This is a genomic window from Janthinobacterium sp. BHSEK (assembly GCF_056174685.1).
In genome coordinates this window covers 25,875-49,468 of record NZ_JBWBYV010000003.1, presented here as the reverse complement: position 1 = coordinate 49,468, position 23,594 = coordinate 25,875, and the positions used below count along the sequence as shown (strand labels likewise).

Genomic DNA, 23,594 nt, shown 5'->3' with positions numbered 1-23,594 from the left:
GCGCAGTAGGTTTTGTTAGACGTCCTCAGGCAGGGCGCGATCGGGCTAGACCTGATCGCGCCCTTCTTGCTATCATCGTCACTATTTTCTGACTAATTCCGGAGGCGGTACGATGGCAAACACATGGCGAGCAGGACGGCGCATTGGACTGGGACTGACCTTGGCGGCGGCCATGCTGGCATTGTCTGCCCAAGCTCAGGCGCAGGAAGAGAAGGTCCTGAACATCTATAACTGGTCGGACTATATCGGCGACGACACGATCAAGAATTTTGAGAAGGAAACGGGCATCAAGGTGCGCTACGACGTTTTCGACAATAACGAAATCCTCAATGCGAAACTGGTGGCGGGCAAGTCTGGCTACGACATCGTCGTGCCGACGGCCCAGTGGGCGCGGCTGCAGATCGATGCGGGCCTGCTGCGCAAGCTCGACAAGAGCAAGCTGACGAACCTGGGCAACCTGGACCCGAACCTGCAGGCGAAGCTGTCGAAGATCGACCCGAACAACGATTACCTGGTCGACTGGCTGTGGGGCTACACGACGGTGGGCATCAACGTCAACAAGGTCAAGGCCGCGCTGGGCGGCATGCCCATGCCCGACAACGCCTGGGATTTGATCTTCGACCCGAAATACGCGGCCAAGCTGAAATCGTGCGGCGTGTCCTTCCTCGACTCGCCGTCGGAAGTGCTGCCGGCCGCCCTGCAATACCTGGGCAAGCCCGCCTACTCGAAAACGGCCGCCGACTACCAGGAAGCGGGCAAGGTGCTGCAGGCGATCCGCCCCTACGTAACCCTGTTCAGCTCGTCCGGCTACATCAATGACATGGCCAACGGCTCCGTCTGCGTGGCACTGGGCTGGTCGGGCGACATCAATATCGCGCGCCAGCGCGCCATCGACGCGAAGAACGGCAACGTGATCCAGGTGCTGGTGCCGAAGACGGCCGCCCTGATGTTCGACACCATGGCCATTCCCGCCGACGCGCCGCACCCGAACAATGCGCACCTGTTCATCAACTACATCCTGCGTCCGCAAGTGCATGCCAGCCTGAGCAACAAGGTGTTCTACGCGAATCCTAACCTGGCCAGCATCAAGTATGTACGCAAGGACATCGGCGAGAACAAGGCCATCTTCCTGCCGGACGCGGACAAGCAGCGCATGGCCGCGCCGGAAGCGACCACGGCCGATATCCGCCGCCTGATGACGCGCATTTATACGAAGTTCAAAACGGGAGTTTGAGGCTGGAGCGTAAATACAAGGATGGCGCGAGGGACGGGCCTGTAGGCCGTCGCTGGCGCCATGCGATATTGCCGAGGTGAACACTACTCGTGGTAGCGGTCCATCAGCTTATGGTGACTGCCGCGCATTTCTTCGACCAGTTCAAAGGCGACGAAGCCGATGATGGCGGCGAAGATGGCGATGAAGAGAAAAACGAGGAAGGTTAACATGGTCTTTCAGCCGCCGTTGGACGGCTGTCCGCTGGGTTGCTCAATGTGCCGGAGCAGCGCTCCAGCACGTAGTTGATGCAATTAAACTCTAGCAGATCGGCAGCGCTTTACAAGGCTGCTGAGTTGCAATTCCTGCCAGTATTTGTCCCAGCGCACTTTCTGCGCATTTTCTGCTTCAGTCCCCCTATTTCACCACCCTCATTTCACCACCAAGTCATGCGCCATCACGGCCTTCAGATAGACACTGACGGGGTCGCCAGGCTCGCGCTGGGAGAACCTGTCCATCCTGCGCTGGCCTTGCGCATTTCCCTGTTTTACTATTTCACCACCAAGTCATGCGCCATCACGGCCTTCAGATAGACACTGACGGGGTCGCCAGGCTCGCGCTGGGAGAACCTGTCCATCCTGCGCTGGCCTTGCGCATTTCCCTGTTTTACTATTTCACCACCAAGTCATGCGCCATCACGGCCTTCAAATAGACGCTGACGGGGTCGCCAGGCTCGCGCTGGGAGAACCTGTCCATCCTGCGCTGGCCTTGCGCATTTCCCTGTTTTACTATTTCACCACCAAGTCATGCGCCATCACGGCCTTCAGATAGACACTGACGGGGTCGCCAGCCTCGCGCTGGGAGAACCTGTCCATCCTGCGCTGGCCTTGCGCATTTCCCTGTTTTACTATTTCACCACCAAGTCATGCGCCATCACGGCCTTCAAATAGACACTGACGGGGTCGCCAGGCTCGCGCTGGGAGAACCTGTCCATCCTGCGCTGGCCTTGCGCATTTCCCTGTTTTACTATTTCACCACCAAGTCATGCGCCATCACGGCCTTCAGATAGACACTGACGGGGTCGCCAGGCTCGCGCTGCGAGAACCACCACGCGCTGGCCTTGCGCATTTCCCATTCCTGCTCTTCGCCCGTCAGCAGCAGGGCGGCCGCCTGGCCCAGGGTGGGCTGGTGGCCGACGATGAGCACGGTTTCCTTGCCGCCTGGCCAGTTGGCCGCCTTCAGGATGTCTTCCGCCTCGGCACCCGGCGCCAGTTCCGGCATCAGCTTGAACTTGCGCCCCAGCGCTTCCGCCGTTTGCAGGGTGCGCAGGGCGGGGCTGACGAGGATGCGGCAATTTTCCGGTAGTTGCGAGGCCAGCCATTCCCCCATGCGGCGCGCCTGTTTCTGGCCTTTGACGGTCAGGGCGCGTTCGAGGTCGGGGACGCCCGGCTCGGCTTCTGCGTGTCGCCACAAGATGAGATCCATGCTGTACTCCTGTGTGTAGAGTTGCCTATTCGCCGACCTCCGCGCCCGGCGTGCCCAGTGTGTGCATCAAATATTGCTGGGCGCTGAACGGCGTCTGCTTGCCGCGCGGCTTGCGGCGCGCGTAGTGGCCCGTCGGCTCCAGTTCCCATGCATTGGTATTATCCTTTAAATACGGATTCAGGCCCTCGGCGATCACGCGCCGTTTCAGCGCCCGGTCCAGCACGGGGAAGGCCACTTCCACGCGGCGGAACAGGTTGCGGCTCATCCAGTCGGCGCTGGCCAGGTAGACATCGTGCGCCAGGTCGTTGCGGAAGTAGTAAATGCGGCTGTGTTCGAGGAAACGGCCGATCACGGAGCGCACCTTGATGTTTTCCGACAGGCCAGGCACGCCCGGCTTCAGGGTGCAGGCGCCGCGCACGATCAGGTCGATCTTCACTCCATCGGTCGAGGCCGCATACAGGGCGCGGATCACGGATTCGTCGACCAGCGCATTGACTTTCACGATGATGCGTCCGCGCCGGCCCGAACGGGCGATCTTCGCCTCGTTGCGGATGGCCTTGATGATCTCGCTTTGCAGGCCGAACGGCGCCAGCCACAAGTGGTTCAGGTTGTGCGGCTTGGTCAGGCTGGTGAGATGAATGAACACTTCGTTCACTTCCACGGCCAGGTCCTGGTTGGCCGTCAGCAAGCCGAAATCCGTGTACAGCTTGGTGGTCGTGGGATGATAGTTGCCGGTGCCCAAGTGGGCATAGAAGCGCAGCGCGCCTTCTTCGCGGCGGATGACGAGCGCCACCTTGGCGTGGGTTTTCAGGCCCACCACGCCGTACACGACCTGTGCGCCCGCCTGTTCCAGCTTGTCGGCCCAGTTGATATTGGCTTCCTCGTCGAAACGCGCCATCAATTCCACGATGACCGTCACTTCCTTGCCCATCTTCGCCGCCGTGATCAAGGATTCCATCAGGTCCGAGTTCATGCCCGTGCGGTAGATCGTCTGCTTGATGGCGACGACGGACGGATCGTAGGCAGCGCTGCGGATGAAGTCGATCACCGTCTGGAACGACTGGTAGGGGTGGTGCAGCAGGATGTCGTGCTTGTTGAGCGCGGCAAAGATGTCGTTGCCGATGGCCTTGTGCGCGAGGCCCGGGAAGAACGGCGGGAAGCGCAGCTCGGGCTGCTTGACGTGGTCGATCATTTCCGACAGGCGCACCAGGTTCACGGGGCCGTTGACGCGGTAGAGCCGGCTTTGATCCAGGTTGAACTGGTCGAGCAGGAACTGCGACAATTCCGGCGGGCAATTGCGCGCCACTTCCAGGCGCACGGAGGTGCCGAACTGGCGCCCCACGAGTTCGCCTTTTAACGCCTGGCGCAGATTCTTGACTTCATCCTCATCGACCCACAGGTCGCTGTCGCGCGTGACGCGAAATTGCGAATAGGCAATCACTTCGCGCCCGGCGAACAGGTCCGAGATATGCGCATGGATGACGGAAGATAGCAGGCAGAAGGACACGCCATCGCCGGAAATGTCGTCCGGCAGCTTGATGACGCGCGGCAAGACACGGGGCGCCTTGACGATGGCGATCGCCGTGCCGCGCCCGAACGCATCCTTGCCGCTCAGCGAGACGATGAAATTGAGGCTTTTATTCACCACTTGCGGGAACGGGTGGGCCGGGTCCAGGCCGATAGGGGTCAGCAGGGGGCGCACTTCGCGGTCGAAATACTGCTTGACCCAGGCGCGCTGCGCATCGTTGCGGTCGTTGTCGCGCAGCAAGTGCACGCCCGCCTCGCGCAGGGCCGGCAAGACTTCGCTATTTAATATCTCGTACTGGCGTTCCACCAGCGCATGGCATTCCTTGCCGATGCGCTCCAGGTTGGCCGCCAGGGCGGGGTGGCCGGCCAGCGAACCGCCGATGCTGCCGGCCGCCAGCAGGCTGGCCACGCGCACTTCGAAGAACTCATCCATGTTGCTGCTGACGATGCACAGGTAGCGCAGGCGCTCGAGCAGCGGAATGTTCGGGTCTTCCGCCTGGGCCATCACGCGCCGGTTGAAAGTCAGTTGCGACAGTTCGCGGTCAAGCAGTATGCCCGATTTGGTCACTTCCATGTGCAGTTCAGGTTTCATATTCTTTTGTCTTTGCAGATAGTTAATTCTAGCCGTATTTCATCCGTATTTCATCGCATATGACGCGTTGTGAGTGTAATCATGAAATATGACGTAAGCGTGACATAAGCTGTCATAAAGCGTCGCCCGTCCTGTCATTTTTTGTGCCAAAAAGGGCGATTCCCCGGGCGTAGCCAATTATTTCAGGATTTTTTACCCATGTCATAAAGCTGTCATATTCGCTTGCTAGACTGCGCAGCATTCAACCGGGACTTTGAGCCCTAACAACCCTGAGGACTTGATATGCAAATGAAGCAAATGTTCAAATTTATCGTCGTGGGTGCTTCGGCAGCGATGGCATTTTCTTCCGCTTCCGTCATGGCGGCAGATATGACAGGTGCTGGTGCAACCTTCCCGTACCCGATCTACGCCAAATGGGCTGAGACGTACAAAGCCAACACGGGCAACGGCCTGAACTATCAGTCCGTCGGTTCCGGCGCCGGCATCAAGCAAATCAAGGCCAAGACTGTTGAATTCGGCGCTTCGGACATGCCTTTGAAGGCGGAAGAGCTGGAAGAAGCGGGCCTGATGCAGTTCCCGGCCATCATGGGCGGCGTGGTCACCATCGTCAACCTGGACGGCGTGACCCCAGGCCAGCTGAAGATGACGGGCAAGGTCGTGGGCGACATCTACCTGGGCAAGATCACCAAGTGGAGCGCGCCTGAAATCGCCGCCTTGAACAGTGGCGTCAAGCTGCCGGACACGGAAATCACCGTAGTGCACCGCGCCGACGGTTCGGGCACGTCCTTCCTGTTCACCGACTTCCTGTCGAAAACCAATCCGGAATTCAAATCGAAGATCGGCGCCGGTTCGGCTGTGAAATGGGCCGTCGGCGTGGGCGGCAAGGGTAACGAAGGCGTCGCCGCCAACGTACAGCGTATCAAGGGTTCGATCGGCTACGTCGAGTGGGCTTACGCCAAGAAGAACAAGATGTCGCACACCCAGCTGCAAAACAAGGACGGCAACTTCCTGCAGCCTGACGACGAAAACTTCAAGGCAGCCGCCGCTTCGGCACCTTGGACGCAAACCCCAGGCTTCGGCGTGGTCCTGACCGACCAGGCTGGCAAGAACAGCTGGCCTATCACGGGCGTGTCGTTCATCCTGATGCACAAAGTCCAGGCTGACGCAGCCAAGGCCAAGGAAGTCCTGAAATTCTTCGACTGGGCCTACAAGAACGGCGGCCCTGCCGCTGTCGAACTGGACTACGTGCCAATGCCGGCATCGGTCGTGAAACTGGTGCAGGAATCGTGGAAAGCCAACCTGAAAGATGCATCGGGCAAGTCGATCTACTAATCGCATAGCCTGAGTCATTCATCCTTGCCCCGCCGGCAGTATGGCGGGGCAGGGAGTTAGCCAGGACCGCCCGCAAGCCCTTGCAGACGGTCCTGGCTAAAAGAATAAAAGTAGCTGAAAGAATAAAAGCAACGACGCCTGACAAAACCGTAGCGAGCGGAAGGGAGTTGCGGTCGAGAAGCGCAACTGTACGAAGGTACAGTGAGCATCGCAGGCCGTAAATCCCGACGCGCAGTAGGTTTTGACAGGCGTATTAAAACAGTAGTACCGGCAGTACCACCCACATCTGGCACAATATGAGCGCACAATCTACCTCCTCCACGATCCCCATGCCAGGCGGCACCATGACCGATTCCATCAGTCACGCGCAAATGCTTTCCACCATGCGCAAGCAGCGCTTTCAGGATTTCATGTTCCACAAGGTGACGATGCTGTTCGCCCTGTCGGTGCTGATCGTCCTGGTGGGCATCATCATTTCGCTGATCATGGAATCGATACCGGCCTTCAAGACCTTCGGCCTGCATTTCATCGTGTCCGCGGAATGGGACCCCGTCAATGACCAGTACGGCGCCCTGATCCCCATCATCGGCACCCTGGTGACGTCCGTCATCGCCTTGCTGATCGCCTTTCCCGTCAGCTTCGGCATCGCCTTGTTCCTCACGGAAATCTGCCCGGCCTGGCTGCGCCGCCCGCTGGGCACGGCCGTCGAACTGCTGGCCGGCGTGCCATCGATCATCTACGGCATCTGGGGCCTGTTCGTCTTCGCGCCCCTGTTCGCCGACCACGTCCAGCCTATCCTGAAAGCCACGCTGGGCAACGTGCCCGTCATCGGCCAGCTGTTCAGCGGCCCCATGATGGGCATCGGCTTGCTGACGGCCGGCCTGGTGCTGGCCATCATGATCATCCCCTTCATCGCTTCCGTGATGCGCGACGTGTTCGAAATCGTCCCTGCCGTGCTGAAGGAATCCGCATACGGCCTCGGCTGCACGCGCTGGGAAGTGGTGCGCAAGATCGTCTTGCCATACACCAAGACCGGCGTCGTCGGCGGCGTCATGCTGGGCCTGGGCCGCGCGCTGGGCGAGACCATGGCCGTCACCTTCGTCATCGGCAACGCGAATAAACTGTCGTGGTCGCTGTTTGCCGCCGGTAACAGCATCACCTCGCTGCTGGCGAACGAATTCGGCGAAGCGCAATCGGCGCTGCACGTGTCCTCGCTGTTCTCGCTGGCCCTGATCCTGTTTGTCATCACCTTTATCGTCTTATCCGCCGCCAAGCTGATGCTGGCTGGCATGTCCCGCAAGGAAGGCACGAAATGAGCCAGCTCAGCCAAGTTAGCACCCACGACGTTCCGGCCAAGCCGGCCATGAACCCCGTCTACCGCAAGCGCCTGCTGATGCACCGCGTCGGCATCGCCCTGTCGGTGGCCGCCATGGCCCTGGGCCTGGCCGTGCTCGTGTGGATTTTGTTCACCCTGGTGATCAAGGGTTTCGGCGCCCTGTCCATCGACCTGTTCACGCAAACGACGCCGGCTCCCGGCAGCGAAGGCGGCGGCCTGATCAATGCCATCGTCGGCAGCGCCCTGATGGTGGGCCTGGCGACCGTCGTCAGCACCCCGATCGGCATCCTGGCCGGCATCTACCTGGCTGAATACGGCGAAGAAAACAAGCTGGCGCAAGTGACGCGTTTTGTAACGGACATCATGTTGTCGGCGCCATCGATCGTCATCGGCCTGTTCGTGTATGCGCTGTATGTGGCCCACGTGAAACACTTCTCCGGCTATGCGGGCGCCATCGCGCTGTCCCTGATCGCCGTGCCCGTGGTGGTACGCACGACGGACAATATGCTGCGCCTGGTGCCGAACAGCCTGCTCGAAGCCGCGTTTGCCCTCGGCGCGCCGCGCTGGAAGGTCGCCACCCTGGTGCGCTTGCGCGCCGTGAAAGCGGGCGTCATCACCGGCGTGCTGCTGGCCCTGGCCCGCATCGCCGGCGAAACGGCGCCGCTGCTGTTCACTGCCCTGAATAACCAGTTCCAAAGCTTCAACATGAATGCGCCGATGGCCAACTTGCCGTCCGTCATCGCATCGTTTGCGATGAGCCCGTACGACAACTGGCGCTCGCTGGCCTGGGGCGGCGCATTGCTGATCACCTTCAGCGTGCTGGCCCTGAATATCCTGTCGCGCACCGTGTTCAGCCAAAAAGTCCCTAATTAAACAGATACCGAGCGAAGCGAACCCATATGAATACGCAAATGAATCCAGCCCAAGACCTGGCACCAAAGAAGAAAACCATCGAGATTTCGGGCCTGAACTTTTTTTACGGCAAAACGCAAAGCTTGCATAACGTCAACCTGGACATCCACGAGAAGAAGGTTACCGCCTTCATCGGCCCGTCCGGTTGCGGCAAATCGACCCTGCTGCGCACCCTGAACCGCATGTACGACCTGTATCCGGGCCAGCGCGCGGAAGGCTCCATCCTGTACCGCGGCCGCAACGTGCTCGACGCCGACCAGGACGTCAACATGCTGCGCGCCAAGGTCGGCATGGTATTCCAGAAGCCGACACCGTTCCCCATGTCCGTGTACGACAACATCGCCTTCGGCGTGCGCCTGTATGAAGACCTGTCGAAAGGCGAGATGGACGAGCGCGTCGAGTGGGCCCTGAAGAAGGCCGCGCTGTGGGGCGAAGTCAAGGACAAGCTGACCAAGAGCGGCCTGTCGCTGTCGGGCGGCCAGCAGCAGCGCCTGTGCATCGCGCGCGGCGTGGCCGTGAAACCGGACGTGCTGCTGCTCGATGAACCGACCTCGGCGCTGGACCCGATCTCGACCTCGAAGGTGGAAGAGCTGATCAGCGAACTGAAACAGGATTACACGATCGCCATCGTGACGCACAATATGCAGCAGGCGGCGCGCTGCTCCGACTACACGGCGTATATGTACCTGGGCGAACTGGTGGAATTTGGCGAAACGGACCAGATCTTCATGAATCCGGCCCGCAAGGAAACGCAGGATTACATCACGGGCCGCTTCGGCTGATCCGCCCGGAATAACGATATACAAGACAACTGAATACGGAGAGACGGCATGATAGGCGAACATTCATCCAAGCAATACGACAACGAACTCGAAGCGATCCGCTCGAAAGTGCTCCTGATGGGCGGCATCGTTGAAACCCAGTTCCTCGACGCGATGACGTGCTTTCGCATCGGCAACCCCGAACGCGCCGACCGCGTGATGCGCGAAGACGACGTCGTCAACCAGCTGGAAGTGTCGCTGGACGACGCCTGCAGCCATCTGATCGTGCGCCGCCAGCCGGCCGCCAACGACTTGCGCACCATCATGGCCACCATCAAGGTGATTACCGACCTCGAGCGCGTAGGCGACGAGGCGACCAAGATCGCCCGCGTGGCGAAGAATCTGCACAAGCGGGGCAACGCCGTCGTCAACCATTACGAGATGGTGCGCGGCATCGCCAACACGGCCACCGACATGCTGCACGACGCGCTGGACGCCTTCGCGCGCAACGATGGCAAGCAGGCCTTACAATTAATTGCACAAGACGCCATCATCGACCATGAGTTTCGGTCTATCATGCGCAACCTGATTACCTTTATGATGGAAGACCCGCGCACGATTTCGGCGGCGCTCGATACCCTGTGGGTGGCCAAGGCCATCGAACGGATCGGCGACCATGCGAAAAACATCGCCGAATACGTGATTTACGTGGTTGAAGGCAAGGACATCCGCCACACCAAGGTGGCTGCTCCCGCCATTTCCGAGGAGCTCCCTGAGTAAGCTTTATGGCATCTGATAAAACCACGGTATTGATTGTTGAAGATGAGCCGGCCATCGTTGAACTGGTGACCTATTCGCTGCGCGAATCCGGCTGGAATTGCTGTTCCGTACAAAACGTTGCCGATGCCTGGGAATTCATCCAGCACCGCACGCCGCATCTGATCCTGCTGGACTGGATGCTGCCGGACCAGACGGGCTTGCGCCTGCTGTCGCGTATCCGCGCCGACCGCAATTTCGCTGCCATTCCCGTCATCATGCTCACCGCCAAGAGCATGGAAGAAGACAAGCTGGCCGGCCTGAACAGCGGGGCCGACGATTACGTCACCAAGCCGTTCTCGCCGCGCGAGTTGCTGGCGCGCGCCAAGGCCTTGTTGCGGCGCAAGAGTCCGGAACACGCGCAGGCGCCCATGCGCGCCGGCAACGTGGCCCTGGACCCCGTCAGCTGCACGGTGATGATGGATGAACAGAAGATCGATATCGGCCATGCCGAATACAAGCTGCTGAAATTCCTGCTGGCCCATCCGGAGCGCGTATTTTCGCGCAGCCAGCTGCTCGACAAGGTGTGGGGCGACCATGTGGTGATCGAGGAACGCACGGTCGATGTCCACGTATTGCGCTTGCGCAAAGCCTTGAAAGAGGCGGAAAGCCTGATCAAGACGGTGCGCAGCGTCGGCTACATGTTGTCTGAAAAGTAAAGCCTCACTCTATGAATCCGAAATTGCTGTTCTGGGTACCGGCCGCCTTGCGCATGGTGCTGGCGCTGCTGGGCGTGGCCGTCGTCTGGTATCTGTTTGGCGCCACGTATGCGCTGGGCATCGCCTTCGTGCTGATGGCCATGATGGTGTTCGTGCAGCTGTCGTATCTGTTCCAGCTGAGTAACTGGCTGGACAATCCGCAAAGCGCCAAGCTGCCCGACGGCTGGGGCGCCTGGACCAGCATCTTCGCGCGCCTGTACCGCATGCGCCGCGACGACGAGAAAAACCAGGCCGAGCTGACGGAATGGCTGGCGCGTTTCCGCCAGGCCATGCACCTGCTGCCCGACGGCGTCGTCATCATGGATGACGTGCTGTTCCTCGAATGGTGCAATCCTGCCGCCGAGAAACACCTGGGCCTCACGCACGAGCGCGACAAGGGCATGCGCGTGACCAACCTGATCCGCAGCCCCGAGTTCATGGATTACATCATCCTGGGCCGCTACGACCAGCCGCTGACGATCACTTTCCGCAACCGCAAGCTGATCGTGCAGATCATCCCGTTCGAGAACCGCCGCCAGATCCTCGTCACGCACGACGTGACGGAGACGGAACGCATCGAAATGATGCGCCGCGACTTCATCGCCAACGCCTCGCACGAATTGCGCACGCCGCTGACGGTCATCGTGGGCTTCCTGGAAATCGCTTCCGCCGAGCTGGACCTGGACGCCGCCACGCGCGCCGCCCACCTCAAGCTGATGACGGAGCAGGGCCACCGCATGCAGCATCTGATCGAGGACATGCTGACCCTGTCGCGCCTGGAATCGGTCGATTATCCGCTGCGCCCCGAACCCGTGGACATCAAAAAGCTCATGCAGCAAGTCTTGCGCGACGCCAAGGGCTTGTCGGCCGGCAAGCATGACGTGACCATGGAATGCGACGGTCCCGACGTGCTGGGCAGCTACGATGAACTGTACAGCGCCTTCGGCAACCTGGCCTCGAACGCCGTGCGCTACACGCCGGCCGGCGGCACCATCACCCTGCGCTGGCAGGATGGCCCGGCCGGACCGCAATTCATCGCGCAAGACACGGGCATCGGCATCAGCCAGGAGCATATTTCGCGCCTGACGGAACGTTTCTACCGCGTCGACAAGAGCCGCTCGCGCGAAACGCAAGGCACGGGCCTGGGCCTGGCCATCGTCAAGCACGTGCTGCTGCGCCACGGCGGCACCTTGGCCATCCAGTCGGTGGCTGACAAGGGCAGCAGCTTTATCGTCAGCATGCCCAAATCCGTCGTCACGCCGCTGCAGGGCGAGTTGCTGGTCAAGTAGGCGGGGGAGGGGGCCTCCCTTCCTGTTTCCTGTGCGACTAGTGCAAGGTTGGCATAAGTCGTTACAATCTGGCTATGACTTTAATCAACGCCTCTTTTCGCCACGCCGGCGCGCAGCAACTGGCCCAGTCGCTGCTGGCCGCGCGCCAGGACACCCTTTCCCTGTTCGACTGTTACGTCACTGCCGGCCTGGACGTGGTGGCGGGCCTGCCCCGTCATCCGCGCCTCAATCCGCCTTTATGGCAACTGGCGCAGATCGCCTGGTTTGCCGAGTGGTTCATCCTGCGCGAAGCGGCGTCCAGCCATCCGGCCGACGCCATTTATAATTCCCTGCTGACGCGCGGCGACGACTTGTTCGACGCCAATATGGTCGAGCACCGCGCGCGCTGGAAGCTGGAATTGCCCAGCCCCGGCGCCGTCAAAACGTATTGCCATGAAGTGCTTGACCGCGTGCTCGATAAGCTCTCGCGCGAAGCCAATGTCGACAGCGCCCTGGCGCCGTACCGGCTGGCCCTGGCGCATGAAGACTTGTGTGGCGAGGAAATGCTGGCCGGTCTGCAATGGCTGGGTCTGGAAGCACCGGAATCCCTGGCCGCCAGCCCGGCCTTGCCGCCCGGGGCGAGGCAGATCGCTTTTCCTGGCGGTACCATCGCACTGGGCTCGCCGCGCGGTGCCGGTTTTGCCTTCGACAATGAATCGCCGCCCCATCGCTGCTACGTGGCGCCGTTTTCCATCGATGCCTGCGCCGTATCCAACGCCCAGTTTGCCGATTTTGTCGCCGATGGCGGCTATCAGAACCGCCAGTTCTGGAGCGCGGCCGGCAGCGCCTGGCTGATGCGGCAGGAGCGCTCGTCGCCCCTGTACTGGCTGCGCGAAGCGACGCAGTGGCGTACCATGCGTTTCGGCCAGCGCACGACCTTGCCGCCGAACGAAGCCGTGCGCCACATCAATCTGTATGAAGCGCAGGCGTATTGCGCCTGGGCGGGGCGCCGCCTGGCGACCGAGGCGGAATGGGAGTATGCTGCGCTGTCCTGCCACCCGCGCTTTCACTGGGGCCAGGTATGGGAGTGGACGGCGACGCCGTTCGAGCCGTATCCGGGCTTTGCGGTGGATGCCTGGCGCGAGTATTCGGCGCCGTATTTCATGCAGCACCAGGTCTTGCGCGGGGCCTCGTTCGCCACGCCGCCGCGCCTGCATTCGGCCCGCATGCGCGCCTTCCATGCGCCCGAACGGGGCGACATCTTTGCCGGCCTGCGCACCTGCGCCTGGTAGCGCGCCGAGAACAGACACCATTTCAGGATACCCTTGAGTACAGATAACGCCCCGCAGTTCATTCCCAAACGCATCACGCCCACGCCCGAGCAGGTCGCCATCCAGACGGCGCAAAAGAAGGTCGTCCTGATCGACGCCAATGCCGGCGCCGCCAAGACGACGACCCTGGCCCTGCGCCTGGCCGAAGCCTTGCACCGGGGCCGCGCGCCCGAACGCATGCTGGCCCTCGTCTTCACGGAAGCGGCGCGCGTGGCCCTGCGCCAGCGCCTGCTGGAAGTGGGCGTGCCGCTGGGCGTCGTCAAGCGCCTGACCATCGACACCTTCGACGCCTTTGCCGCCAAGGTGCTGTCGCAGCTGGAAAACATGCAGGTGGCGTTCATGCGCAGCGATGAAGAGCTGCGCCCCGTGGCCTGGGAAGCGCTGGAAGTGGTTTCCGAGAAATACGCTCACCGCTACCCGCTGGAAATCAATACGACCAACGGGGCCATTGCCGAATTCCTGAAACTGCAATTGCGCACCAAGGCGCGCCTGGATTTCCAAAATCCTGACTTCGAGAGCAATTCCCTGGACGACAACCTGGAAATGCTGGGCATGTCGCGCACGCATTATCTGTGGCTGCGCGAATACGAAGGCTTGCGCGGCGCCGACACGGGCGATATCCAGTTCCGCGCCCCATTCGACGCCACCTACGACCTCGTGCGCATGCTCGACGGCGACGAACCGCTGCGCCAGCAATTGCCCGCCTTCCAGATCATCGTGGCCGATGAATTGCACGACTTGAATGAAGCGTCGTTCCGCCTGCTGACCATGCTGATACGCCGCGGCAACGCGTTTTTCTGCGGCGCCGGCGACAAGGATCAAGTGATCTACACGTGGTCGGGCGCCGACCACCGCTTCCTGCGCCAGCGCTTCGAGCAGGAATTCCCCGCCTTGCAGCGCCTGCCGCTGACGGCATCCTACCGCTACGGCCCGCAGCTGGCGCAAGCCGTGGGCGTGCTGAAGAACAAGCCCAGCGTGTCGGCCCTGTCGCGCGCCACGCAGATTGAGCTGCTCGAATATGACCATGCGCAGCCGCAGGCGTGCAGCGCCCAGCTGATCGCCGCGCTCGAACACGCGCATGCGGGCACGACGGCCATCTTGCTGCGCGACCGCGACCAGGCCATCCGCGTGGAAACGGCGTTGTTCCAGAGCGGCATCGCGTATGGCCTGGTGGACATGAACAGCTATCTGCTGAGCCTGGAAGTGCTGATGCTGCGCGGCATGGTCGCCATCGCCCGCAAGGATTTGCACGCGATCAAGAGCGGCCCGCGCCGCGGCGAAATCCTCGAAGCCCTGGTGGCCTTCGCGGAAATCCCGTTTACGCGCACGGAATTGCAGCAAGCCAAGGCCGACGTGGCCAATTATCCCGACTTGCTGGAAGGCTTCTTGACGAACCAGCTGGCCAAGTCGCAGAACCAGGACAAGGCGGCGCTGACCCTGGCCGCCGTCGACTATCTGCGCGCGCTGCCGCCCGACGCCTTGGCGGGCGACGCGCTGCAGCACATCTTTGGCCTGATGCAGCTGGAACAGACGGCGCGCCGCATCTATGTCGATCCGGCCCAGGCGCGGGTCGTGGCCCGTTCCCTGCACGGTTTTATCGACGTATGCCGCGAAGCGGGCGTGGCGCTGGGCGGCTTTGCCGGCTGGCTGGGCGAGATGGAAGAGGCCGTGACGGTCTCGACCGGCAAGGCCAAACTCGTCATCGCCTGCATCGACCAGATCAAGGGCCTCGAGTACAACCACGTGATTTTGCCCTACCTGGCCGTCGACGAATTCCCGCGCAGCAAGACGGATCCGCTGGAAGAGGAAAACCGCTTCTATGTGGCCGCCACGCGCGCGCGCGACAGGCTCACCTTGCTGACGCCAGAAGATCCCGCCTACCGGAGCCGCTACATCGCCGCCCTGCAGCTGAAAAGCAAGATTATTGCTTCCAAGTCATAGATCTTTTGCCGCGCGGCCGCTTTTTGCGAAAGATGAAAGCGCGCATACTTTGTTGCTGTGATTGATTGCAATCTGAACCAACAAAGGAGTAATGATGCGAGTATTCTTGACAGGCGCGGCAGGTTTCATCGGCAGTTCCATCGCGGCGGGCCTCGTGCGCGCCGGCCATCAGGTGACGGGCCTCGTGCGCAAGCCGGAGCAGGTGGCCGAGCTGGCCACCATCGGCGTACAAGGCATCGTCGGCACCTTGAACGACCGCGAGCTGATCATCGAACAGGCGAGGGCGGCGGACGCCGTCATCAATGCGGCCAGCAGCGACCATCGGGGCGCCGTGGAAGCCATCATTGAGGCGCTGGCCGGCACGAACAAGGTGTTTTTGCACACCAGCGGCTCGTCCATCGTGGGCGACGCCTCGGGCGGCGAGGGCACGGAACAGATCTATTACGAAGACAGGCTGCCGGCGCCGACGGCCGACAAGGCGGCACGGGTCGCCATCGATGAGCTGGTGCTGGCCAGCGCAGGCCAGGGCGTACGCGCCAGCGTGCTGTGCAATACTTTGATCTATGGCCACGGCGCCTTGCCGCGCGACAGCGTGCAATTGCCCCGTTTGCTCAAGCAGGCGCGCAGGAGCGGCATCGTGCGCCACGTGGGGCCGGGCCGCAACATCTGGTCCAACGTGCATATCGACGACGTTGTCAGCCTGTACCTGCTGGCGCTGGAAAAATCGCCCGCCGGCACGTTTTACTTTGTCGAGTCGGGCGAGGCGGCCTTCCGCGACATGACGGCCGCCATCGCCCAGGCGCTGGACCTGGGTCCCGCGCAGGACTGGCCGCTGCCGGAAGCCATTGCGGAATGGGGCTACGAGATGGCCTCGTACGGTCTCGGTTCCAACAGCCGCGTGCGCGGCGAGCGGTCGCGCAATCTGCTGGGCTGGCAGCCGCAGGGACCGTCCGTGCTGGCATGGATCGGGAACGACATGCTGCAGCCGCCGCACGCCACGGCTGCTTGATGCAGCTCAGCAAAACGGCATCTGTGTGCGCTAGCGAACGGTGCTTTTGCCCGATCGGGAGTATGATGGCTTTGCTTGGTTGAGACGCACTGCCGTGAAGTTGGCGGCATGTTCGATCTTCCAGCAGGTCAGCCGGTCGCCTCAAGGATCGGCACCAGATTTCCGCCGCGGGCGCGCTTGCGCCATGCGGCTGCGCACTGCAACTCCAGGTCGCGGTGTGAACTGCGAACCCCTTCAAGGCCGGCGTTAGCCGGTCTTTTTTTTGCCTGTCGTTGCCGCCGCCGCGCCATTCACCGCCACCTGTCCGCCATTCGCCGAAGCGCAGTTTTCGCGCGCCTGAAATCCGCGTATCTTGACGATCAATTCACTTCAAGGGGCGACCGTGAAACCTGAACCCGCTTATTACCGCCGTACCCAGCTGCTGTGGGGCGTGCTGCTGATCGCCGTCGGCGCCGTCATCCTGCTGGACCGGCTCGATGTGATCTATCTGCATGATTACTATGCACTATGGCATTATTGGCCCCTGATACTGGTCGTCTTCGGTCTCAACAAGCTGGTCGCGCCCGTGTCCGCCAAGCAGGTATTGAGCGGCCTGTGGCTGATCTTCTTCGCCGCGTGGTGGTATGTGTCGTATGAAGAACTGTGGAACTTAAGTTTCTACAATAGCTGGCCAGCCTTGCTGATCGCCTGGGGCGTGGGCCTCGTGCTGGAACCGCTGCTGAACAAACATTTTATTGCCTACCGGGAGTCCGAGCATGAAAAATAGACCGCCGCTGCACTCGCCATCGCAGATCGTGCTGGGCGTCATCGTCATCGGCCTGGGGCTGCTGTTCCTGCTCGATAACCTGGGCTTCATCAATGTGCGCTACACCTTCCGCTTCTGGCCCACCATCCTCATCATTTTCGGCTTGCTGAAAATATCGCAAAGCCATACCCGCTCCGGCTACATTCTCGGCGGCGTGATGGTCTTGCTGGGCTTGAGCTGGACCTTGAAAGCCATGGGCTTGTTCTATATCAACTGGAGCATGCTGTGGCCGCTGCTCATCATCGCCGCCGGCGTGGCCGTCGTGTCGAAATCCTTGCCCGGCGCACAGCAGCGGCAGCGCCGCCGGCATTTTGCCGCACCGCCCGGCGGCACCGCTGCGCCAGACGCCTTCGGCCAGCCCAGGAATGGCGCCGTGTCGCTGGACAAGGACGCCGCCGAGGCCACTGCGGCGCCCGGCGCCAGCGGGCAGGCGGACGACGACAGCATCATCGAAGTGACGGCCATCCTGGGCGGCTACGTGCGGCGCGTGTCGTCGCAGCGCTTCAGGGGCGGCGATATCAACGTCATCATGGCGGGCTGCGAAATCGACTTGCGCCAGGCATCGATCGAAGGCGAAGCCGTGCTCAACGTATTTGCCCTGTGCGGCGGCGTCACCATCAAGATTCCGCCCGACTGGAGCGTGGTGCTGCAGGGCACGCCGATCCTCGGCGGCTTCGAGGAAAAGACCATCGTGCCGCCGAACCAGAACAAGCGCCTGTACGTGACGGGTTACGCCATCATGGGCGGCCTGGAAATCCGCAACTAGGCGCGCATGTCCGGACCCTTGTCGAAGCGGCGCGGCGCCGTGGTGGTGTTCCTGGTGTGCGTCGCGCTGGGCCTGGCCCTGGCCGCCATCCTGGCCAGGGCGGCCCACGCGCCGTGGATTAATGCCGTCCTGCTGGTGGTGCCCGCCACGCTCGTGTATGCGATCGGCTCGGGTTTTTCCGCGTTTTACCTGTGCCGCGCCTACCCCTTGCATGCCCGCCATCCGCTCGCCATCGCCGGCGTGATGGGCGTGGCGGCCCTGTTCGCGGGCTTGCTGTGGGCGACCCTGCTGCAGTTTCTGAACAGCGTCAGCCTGTTGCTGGAGCAGCACTGGCTGGGCGTGGACCTGACGCAATCGCTGCTGGCCCTGTTCTTCGGCCTGGGCGCGCTGCTGTATTGCCTGGCCGCCGCCGTGCATTACCTGCTGCTCGAATTCGTGCGCGCCAGCATGGCCGAGCAGCGGGGCCTGGAAGCGCAGCTGATGGCGCAGGAAGCGCAACTGCGCATGCTGCGCACGCAGATCGATCCGCATTTCCTGTTCAACAGCTTGAACTCCATCAGCGCCCTGACGTCTATCGATGCGGCGGGCGCGCGCCAGATGACGGTGCAGCTGGCCAGTTTCTTTCGCCAGAGCCTGAGCCTGGAAGCGCACAAGCACATTACGCTGGAACAGGAACTGGTGCTGATCCGCCACTTTCTCGCCATCGAGCAAGTGCGTTTCGGCGCGCGCCTGCAAGTGACGGAAAGCATCGACACCGCCGCGCTGGCGTGTCTGTTGCCACCCATGCTGATACAGCCGCTGGTGGAGAATGCCGTCAAGCATGGTATCTGCGGCTTGACGGAGGGCGGACTGATCGCCATCGAGGTCCGGCGCGCGGGCAGCCTGCTGCAGATCGCCGTGCGCAACCCCGTCGATGCGGATCAGGGGCCGGCGCGCGGCAATGGCGTGGGCCTGGAAAATGTGCGCCAGCGCCTGGCCGGCGCGTATGCTCACGAGGCAAGCATGCACTGGGGCCGGCGCGACGGCCATTTCGAAGTGATGATTTCCATGCCGGCGCAGACCGGCGACACGGAGGAAGCATGATGCAGGCAAGAATGCGCGTGGCCATCGTCGATGATGAATTACTGGCGCGCAGCGTGTTGCGCGAATACCTGGCGCGCCACGACGATATCGACATCGTGGCCGAATGCGCCAACGGCTTCGACGCCGTCAAGGCGATCGCGGAACTGGAACCGGAACTGGTGTTTCTCGACATCCAGATGCCGCGCCTGGACGGTTTCGAGGTGGCCGAGCTGGTCGGCGCGAAGACCAGGCTGATCTTTGTCACGGCCTACGACCAGTACGCCTTGAAGGCGTTCGAATGTCATGCCCTCGATTACCTGCTGAAGCCGTTCAGCGAACAGCGCTTCGAGCAGGCGCTGGCCCATGCGCGCGCCCACCGCAGCTTGCCCGAGGCTGTGCAAACGCTGGCGCGCGAGGCGGCCACGCGCGCCGCGCCCCTGGACCGCGTGCTGATACGCGATGGCGCCAAGGTCCATGTCATCGCCAGCGCGCGCATCGATTACATCGAGGCGCAGGACGATTACATCAGTATCCGTTCCGAGGGCAAGTCCTACCTGAAAAGCCAACGATTATCGGAGCTGGAAACCCAGCTCGATCCCGCCAAGTTCCTGCGCGTGCACAGGTCGTACCTGCTCAATATCGACGGCATCCGCCGCATCGAGGCGGCCACCAAGGACAGCCACGTGGCCATCCTGCGCGACGAGACGAGGATACCCGTGAGCAAGGCGGGCTACCAGAAGCTGAAGTTACTGGTTGGCTAGCTGCACATCCCACCACGTGGGCAAGAGCTGCCGTATTTCCGGGCGTGAAAAGCGGTCGTCGATCAGGTACACGACGCCCTTGTCCGACTGCGTGCGGATCACGCGGCCGGCCGCCTGCACCACCTTCTGCATGCCCGGATACAGATACGTATAGTCGTAGCCGGCGCCGAAGATGTCGCCCATGCGCTGGCGGATCTGCTCGTTGACGGGATTGATCTGCGGCAAACCGAGGGTGGCGATGAAGGCGCCGATCAGGCGCGCGCCGGGCAAGTCGATGCCTTCGCCGAAGGCGCCGCCGAGCACGGCAAAGCCGATGCCGCGTGTTTCCAGGCCGAAACGGCCAAGGAATTGCGCGCGGGCAGTATCGTCCATGCGGCGCGGCTGCTGCCAGATGGGCACGTCGGGGTAATGCTGGGCGAACAGGGTGGCCGTCTTTTCCATGTAGTCGAAGCTGCTGAAGAAGGCCAGGTAATTGCCCGGCGTTTCCGCGTATTGTTTCGCCATCAATTGCGCGATGGGCAGCAGCGAGGCGGCGCGGTGCTGGTAGCGCGTGGAAATGGTATCGGCCACGCGCACGGACAGTTGTTCCGCCTGGAACGGCGATTCCACGTCGACCCAGGCCGTGTCGGCCGGCATGCCGAGGGTGTCGCTGTAGTAATTCCACGGGCTCAGGGTGGCCGAAAACAGGGCCGTGCTGTGGCTGGCCGCGAAGCGTTCCTTGAGAAACGGTGCCGGCACGATGTTGCGGATGCAGACGGTGGAGCCCGTGTCCGTCTTGCTGACGTCGAACAGCGAATGCTCGCCGAAACTCTCCGCCAGGCGGTTGATCAGCAGCACGTCGAAATAAAAGCGCTGCAAGTCCTCGTCCAGCGCGGCAGCGTTCTCGGCCATGTAATCGCCGATGGCCGTGGCCACGCCTTGCAGCGCGCCAAAGAATTTGTCGGGCAGGGCCGCATGCACGTGGTAGTCGCCATCCTGCTCCTTGAACAGGGCCGTCCACTGGCGCGAGAGGCGGTCCAGCGGCTTTTTCAAGCCTTCGGGCGCGAACTTGCGCAGCATTTTGAGGTCGATCTGCGCCAGTTCGGCCGAATACATGCTGCGCGCGCGCGACACCATATTGTGCGCTTCATCGACCAGCACATTGACTTTCCAGTCGTGGGCCAGGGTCATGCCGTACAGCATGGCGCTGAGGTCGAAATAATAATTGTAGTCGCCGATGACGACGTCGCTCCAGCGCGCCAGCTCCATGCCCAGGTAGTAGGGGCAGATACCCTGCTGCAGGGCGATGGCGCGCACGGCTTCCTTGTCCAATATCAAACCGCTGGCCAGCGCCACTTCGCGCGCCAGCGGCAAGCGGTCGTAAAAACCCTTGGCCAGCGGACACGATTCGCCATGGCACGCTTTGTCGGGATGCTCGCAGGCACTGGTCTTGGCACTCAGTTCCAGCACGCGCAAGGGCAGCAGCGGCGCGCTCTCCTTGAGGATGGCGCAGGCGTCGAGCGCCATCTGCCGGCCCGGTACCTTGGCGGCCAGGAAAAACAGTTTATCGAGGCCATGCGCGGCCGTCGCTTTCAACATGGGAAACAGGCTGCCCACCGTCTTGCCGATACCGGTCGGCGCCTGCGCCAGCAAACCGCAGCCGCGGCTGCTGGCCTTGTACATGGCTTCGGCCAGCTGGCGCTGTCCCGGGCGGAAGTCCGCGTGGGGAAATGCCATGCTGGTGAGCTGCGCGTCGCGGCTGGCCCGGTGCGCCATTTCCTGCTCGGCCCAGTCGAGGAACAGCGCGCAATGCTGCTCGAAGAACAGGCGCAGCGCTTCGGCCGTGCATTCCTCGTGCATGACCGTTTCCTTCTGGCTGGCGATGTCGAAATACACGAGCGCCACGCGCAGCATGGGCAGGTTCAGCTGCTGGCACAGCAAGTGGCCATAGATGCGCGCCTGCGCCCAGTGCAGCTGGCGGTGGTTGGCGGGCATGGCGTCCAGCTCGCCCCGGTAGGTCTTGATTTCTTCCAGCTGCCGGCGCGCCGGGTCGTAGCCATCGGCGCGGCCCCGCACGTGCAGGGGGCCGAAGTCGCCGCACAGGCTGATTTCGCGCTGGTAATCGTCGTCGCGCCGGCCTGTGACGGTGGCGTGGCCGGCCATGCCTTCCTGCGCCGTGGGCGAGGGCGTGAAACGCAGGTCCAGGTCGCCTACCTTGGCCGTGAATTCGCACAGGGCGCGCACGGCGATCGTGTATTTCATGCACCCTCCCATTGCAGATAGCACACGCTGACGGGCATGGCGTGCTGGGTGCAATAGGCGATCCAGCGCAGCTGGTTGTCTTGCAGGCGGTCGCCCGGACCCTTGACCTCGATCATGCGGTAGCGCCGTTCCGTCGGCCAGAACTGGATCAGATCAGGCAATCCGCTGCGGTTGCTTTTGATATCGAGCAAGATGCGTTCGAACGCCTTCTTCAGGTGCGCGGCTGGCATGCAGGCCAGCGCCAGGTCCAGCAAGCCGTCGTCGAGCACTTCCCAGCTGACGAAGGGCGAGACGATGCCGTGCTTGGCGGCATGCGTGGCGCGGATGGCGGCGTGGTAGCCGCCGTCGTCCAGCAGCGCCAGGCAAGCGGCGAAGTCCGTGCTGCGGCGCAGGTAAAAATCGGCGCTGTGCAAGTCGGCAGGGCCACGGTGGAACGGGTGGAAGAAGGCGCCCGGCATGGCCTTGAAGATGGCGGGCCAGCACAGCAGGCCGAACAGCGAGTTGATCAGGGTATTTTCCACGTAGTACACGGGGGCCTCGTCCTGCATCAGGTGCTGCCGCACCACGCCTTCCACGTAGTACGCCTCGCTTGGATACGGCAGCAGCAGGTCGATGCGCTCGACGCTGGCGGGGGCGCTGGCCGCCTGCTTGGCCTGCCCCAGCTTGCGCCGCAAGCGGGGCGCCATGCGCAGCAGCAATTGCTGTTCCGCCTCGCTTTCCGGCGCGGCCAGGGCGATCTCCAGCCGCTCGTACGCCGCTTGCGGCTGTTCGTCTTTTTCCAGCACGCGGATGGCGCGGCCCCGCGCGCCCGGATAGCGGCAATCGGCATAGGCGCGGTAGGCGGCGGGCCAGTCCTGGCATTTCTCCAGATGCTGGGCGATCTGGAAACGCAGCTTGTCGCGCCGGCTGGCCAGCCAGGTATTATCCTCGGGCAATGGCAGCGCCGCCAGTTCCTGCAGCACCTCGTCCGCCGGCGCGCTGTCGTTGTAGCGTTCGCGGCACTGGTGCAGCACTTCATAGTGCTCGATATCCTGGCGCGTGCGAAAGCCGCGCGACTCGGGCGAGAATTCCACTTTTTCATATTGATACACACCGAGGTCGGACAGCACGAATTCCGACCAGTCCTGGTGATAATTGCCAAAGTAAATCAGGCGCAGGCGGTCGCACAGGGGCTGCAGGCCGATGCGGTACAACACGTCGCCGGAGGCCGGATGCCAGACGGAGAACGGTCTGTTTTCCCCATGCTGCCCGCGCAAGGCTTCCAGCTGCTCGGCCTTGCGCGCCGCCTTCAGGGATGGGGCGAGATCGAAAGCCTGGGCGATTTCCGCTTTCAACAGTTGCTCGAACAGTTCTTCGAGCGCAATGACGGGATCGGCTTCCACCCATGCCAGGGCCAGCAAGGGCAGGGCGGCGGCGCGCGTGTCGCCGATTTCCGGGTAATTGAGCTTGCTGGCGCGAAATAGACAGCCCTTGCGCATGACGAGGCGCACGAACAGGGCGCGCGACGGCTGCGGCAGTGCGCCGAAGTCGGCAATGAATTGCGTTTCCTCAAGACTCAGCAGATCGGCGTAACGCGCGCCGATCCAGCTCAGCACGTCCTGGAAATTATCCAGATAGTACAGGGGATTTTCCAGGACTCTCAACATGGGGATGGGAATAGGGCAAGTTGCAAGGTGACGGGTTTTACTGTGTTTATATACAGTTTAAACCTTCCGCCGCCGCTTGCCCAGCGATTTTATGT

General features: G+C 62.2%; 20 protein-coding genes. 15 read left to right on the top strand and 5 right to left on the bottom strand.

The features are described 5' to 3' along the window. Nucleotides 1-172 precede the first annotated feature (172 nt). The gene (locus AC0V2Y_RS00900; protein ID WP_475413519.1) at nt 173-1,234 is read left to right on the top strand and encodes a polyamine ABC transporter substrate-binding protein; all 1,062 of its coding nucleotides are present in this window, start codon (nt 173-175) and stop codon (nt 1,232-1,234) included. 83 nt (nt 1,235-1,317) lie between these two features. Here the strand turns inward: AC0V2Y_RS00900 and AC0V2Y_RS00895 are convergent, their stop codons facing one another. From AC0V2Y_RS00895 to ppk1, 3 genes are all read right to left on the bottom strand, one after another. Further along, a complete protein-coding gene (locus AC0V2Y_RS00895) occupies nt 1,318-1,443 on the bottom strand; it encodes a hypothetical protein (RefSeq protein ID WP_255206302.1) in 126 nt (41 codons plus the stop codon). Between the two features lie 793 nt (nt 1,444-2,236). After that, nucleotides 2,237-2,695 carry a phosphohistidine phosphatase SixA gene (sixA, locus tag AC0V2Y_RS00890; RefSeq protein WP_070304180.1) on the bottom strand — a complete coding sequence of 153 codons (459 nt, stop codon included), beginning with the start codon at nt 2,693-2,695 and terminating at the stop codon, nt 2,237-2,239. A gap of 25 nt (nt 2,696-2,720) precedes the next feature. After that, nucleotides 2,721-4,814, bottom strand: coding sequence for a polyphosphate kinase 1 (gene ppk1, locus AC0V2Y_RS00885; protein WP_475413518.1), 2,094 nt, complete (start codon nt 4,812-4,814; stop codon nt 2,721-2,723). A 282-nt stretch (nt 4,815-5,096) separates the two neighbouring features. On the opposite strand from ppk1, the gene pstS reads away from it, so the two are divergent. The 14 genes from pstS (at nt 5,097) to AC0V2Y_RS00815 (ending at nt 19,612) form a co-directional block, all read left to right on the top strand. Continuing rightward, entirely contained in the window at nt 5,097-6,146 is a 1,050-nt protein-coding gene (gene pstS / locus AC0V2Y_RS00880; protein WP_230540999.1) for a phosphate ABC transporter substrate-binding protein PstS, read from the top strand. Nucleotides 6,147-6,490: 344 nt separating this feature from the next. Then, nucleotides 6,491-7,462, top strand: a complete 972-nt coding sequence (pstC, locus tag AC0V2Y_RS00875; protein ID WP_235194289.1) for a phosphate ABC transporter permease subunit PstC — start codon at nt 6,491-6,493, stop codon at nt 7,460-7,462. Next, a complete protein-coding gene (gene pstA, locus AC0V2Y_RS00870; protein ID WP_475413517.1) occupies nt 7,459-8,355 on the top strand; it encodes a phosphate ABC transporter permease PstA in 897 nt (298 codons plus the stop codon). The genes pstC and pstA overlap by 4 nt, the downstream gene beginning before the upstream one ends. A gap of 38 nt (nt 8,356-8,393) precedes the next feature. Further along, the gene (gene pstB, locus AC0V2Y_RS00865; protein WP_373631409.1) at nt 8,394-9,176 is read left to right on the top strand and encodes a phosphate ABC transporter ATP-binding protein PstB; all 783 of its coding nucleotides are present in this window, start codon (nt 8,394-8,396) and stop codon (nt 9,174-9,176) included. 48 nt (nt 9,177-9,224) lie between these two features. After that, nucleotides 9,225-9,935, top strand: a complete 711-nt coding sequence (phoU, locus tag AC0V2Y_RS00860) for a phosphate signaling complex protein PhoU (RefSeq protein WP_070218051.1) — start codon at nt 9,225-9,227, stop codon at nt 9,933-9,935. Nucleotides 9,936-9,940: 5 nt separating this feature from the next. Continuing rightward, nucleotides 9,941-10,630 carry a response regulator gene (locus AC0V2Y_RS00855; RefSeq protein ID WP_034755074.1) on the top strand — a complete coding sequence of 230 codons (690 nt, stop codon included), beginning with the start codon at nt 9,941-9,943 and terminating at the stop codon, nt 10,628-10,630. An 11-nt stretch (nt 10,631-10,641) separates the two neighbouring features. After that, a complete protein-coding gene (gene phoR / locus AC0V2Y_RS00850; protein WP_475413516.1) occupies nt 10,642-11,958 on the top strand; it encodes a phosphate regulon sensor histidine kinase PhoR in 1,317 nt (438 codons plus the stop codon). Nucleotides 11,959-12,032: 74 nt separating this feature from the next. Next, a complete protein-coding gene (gene senA, locus AC0V2Y_RS00845; protein WP_475413515.1) occupies nt 12,033-13,229 on the top strand; it encodes a selenoneine synthase SenA in 1,197 nt (398 codons plus the stop codon). Between the two features lie 33 nt (nt 13,230-13,262). After that, on the top strand, nt 13,263-15,209 hold the full coding sequence (locus tag AC0V2Y_RS00840; protein WP_475413514.1) for a UvrD-helicase domain-containing protein: 1,947 nt from the start codon (nt 13,263-13,265) through the stop codon (nt 15,207-15,209). A 94-nt stretch (nt 15,210-15,303) separates the two neighbouring features. Further along, nucleotides 15,304-16,218, top strand: a complete 915-nt coding sequence (locus AC0V2Y_RS00835) for an NAD-dependent epimerase/dehydratase family protein (protein ID WP_475413721.1) — start codon at nt 15,304-15,306, stop codon at nt 16,216-16,218. Between the two features lie 382 nt (nt 16,219-16,600). Continuing rightward, nucleotides 16,601-16,984: a LiaF transmembrane domain-containing protein gene (locus AC0V2Y_RS00830; protein WP_475413513.1), complete on the top strand. Its 384-nt coding sequence runs from the start codon at nt 16,601-16,603 to the stop codon at nt 16,982-16,984. After that, nucleotides 16,974-17,789, top strand: a complete 816-nt coding sequence (locus tag AC0V2Y_RS00825; protein ID WP_475413512.1) for a LiaI-LiaF-like domain-containing protein — start codon at nt 16,974-16,976, stop codon at nt 17,787-17,789. Before AC0V2Y_RS00830 ends, AC0V2Y_RS00825 begins: the two co-directional genes overlap by 11 nt. Before the next feature lie 6 nt (nt 17,790-17,795). Then, nucleotides 17,796-18,872 carry a sensor histidine kinase gene (locus AC0V2Y_RS00820; protein ID WP_475413511.1) on the top strand — a complete coding sequence of 359 codons (1,077 nt, stop codon included), beginning with the start codon at nt 17,796-17,798 and terminating at the stop codon, nt 18,870-18,872. An 11-nt stretch (nt 18,873-18,883) separates the two neighbouring features. Beyond that, complete coding sequence (locus AC0V2Y_RS00815; RefSeq protein ID WP_475413720.1) at nt 18,884-19,612, top strand: LytR/AlgR family response regulator transcription factor; 729 nt, start codon at nt 18,884-18,886, stop codon at nt 19,610-19,612. On the opposite strand, the gene AC0V2Y_RS00810 is transcribed toward AC0V2Y_RS00815, so the two are convergent. Beyond that, entirely contained in the window at nt 19,598-21,853 is a 2,256-nt protein-coding gene (locus AC0V2Y_RS00810) for an ATP-dependent DNA helicase (RefSeq protein ID WP_475413510.1), read from the bottom strand. The genes AC0V2Y_RS00815 and AC0V2Y_RS00810 overlap by 15 nt on opposite strands. Then, nucleotides 21,850-23,499: a VRR-NUC domain-containing protein gene (locus tag AC0V2Y_RS00805; RefSeq protein ID WP_475413509.1), complete on the bottom strand. Its 1,650-nt coding sequence runs from the start codon at nt 23,497-23,499 to the stop codon at nt 21,850-21,852. Before AC0V2Y_RS00805 ends, AC0V2Y_RS00810 begins: the two co-directional genes overlap by 4 nt. Between the last annotated feature and the right edge of the window lie 95 nt (nt 23,500-23,594).

Coding starts and splice junctions, on each gene's coding strand:
- AC0V2Y_RS00820 (WP_475413511.1), top strand. CDS start 17,796: ATGTCCGGACCCTTGTCGAAGCGGCGCGGCGCCGTGGTGGTGTTCCTG.
- AC0V2Y_RS00815 (WP_475413720.1), top strand. CDS start 18,884: ATGCGCGTGGCCATCGTCGATGATGAATTACTGGCGCGCAGCGTGTTG.
- sixA (WP_070304180.1), bottom strand. CDS start 2,695: ATGGATCTCATCTTGTGGCGACACGCAGAAGCCGAGCCGGGCGTCCCC.
- AC0V2Y_RS00805 (WP_475413509.1), bottom strand. CDS start 23,499: ATGTTGAGAGTCCTGGAAAATCCCCTGTACTATCTGGATAATTTCCAG.
- pstB (WP_373631409.1), top strand. CDS start 8,394: ATGAATCCAGCCCAAGACCTGGCACCAAAGAAGAAAACCATCGAGATT.
- AC0V2Y_RS00855 (WP_034755074.1), top strand. CDS start 9,941: ATGGCATCTGATAAAACCACGGTATTGATTGTTGAAGATGAGCCGGCC.
- AC0V2Y_RS00825 (WP_475413512.1), top strand. CDS start 16,974: ATGAAAAATAGACCGCCGCTGCACTCGCCATCGCAGATCGTGCTGGGC.
- senA (WP_475413515.1), top strand. CDS start 12,033: ATGACTTTAATCAACGCCTCTTTTCGCCACGCCGGCGCGCAGCAACTG.
- pstC (WP_235194289.1), top strand. CDS start 6,491: ATGACCGATTCCATCAGTCACGCGCAAATGCTTTCCACCATGCGCAAG.
- phoU (WP_070218051.1), top strand. CDS start 9,225: ATGATAGGCGAACATTCATCCAAGCAATACGACAACGAACTCGAAGCG.
- AC0V2Y_RS00835 (WP_475413721.1), top strand. CDS start 15,304: ATGCGAGTATTCTTGACAGGCGCGGCAGGTTTCATCGGCAGTTCCATC.
- ppk1 (WP_475413518.1), bottom strand. CDS start 4,814: ATGAAACCTGAACTGCACATGGAAGTGACCAAATCGGGCATACTGCTT.
- pstS (WP_230540999.1), top strand. CDS start 5,097: ATGCAAATGAAGCAAATGTTCAAATTTATCGTCGTGGGTGCTTCGGCA.
- AC0V2Y_RS00810 (WP_475413510.1), bottom strand. CDS start 21,853: ATGAAATACACGATCGCCGTGCGCGCCCTGTGCGAATTCACGGCCAAG.
- phoR (WP_475413516.1), top strand. CDS start 10,642: ATGAATCCGAAATTGCTGTTCTGGGTACCGGCCGCCTTGCGCATGGTG.
- AC0V2Y_RS00895 (WP_255206302.1), bottom strand. CDS start 1,443: ATGTTAACCTTCCTCGTTTTTCTCTTCATCGCCATCTTCGCCGCCATC.
- pstA (WP_475413517.1), top strand. CDS start 7,459: ATGAGCCAGCTCAGCCAAGTTAGCACCCACGACGTTCCGGCCAAGCCG.
- AC0V2Y_RS00900 (WP_475413519.1), top strand. CDS start 173: ATGCTGGCATTGTCTGCCCAAGCTCAGGCGCAGGAAGAGAAGGTCCTG.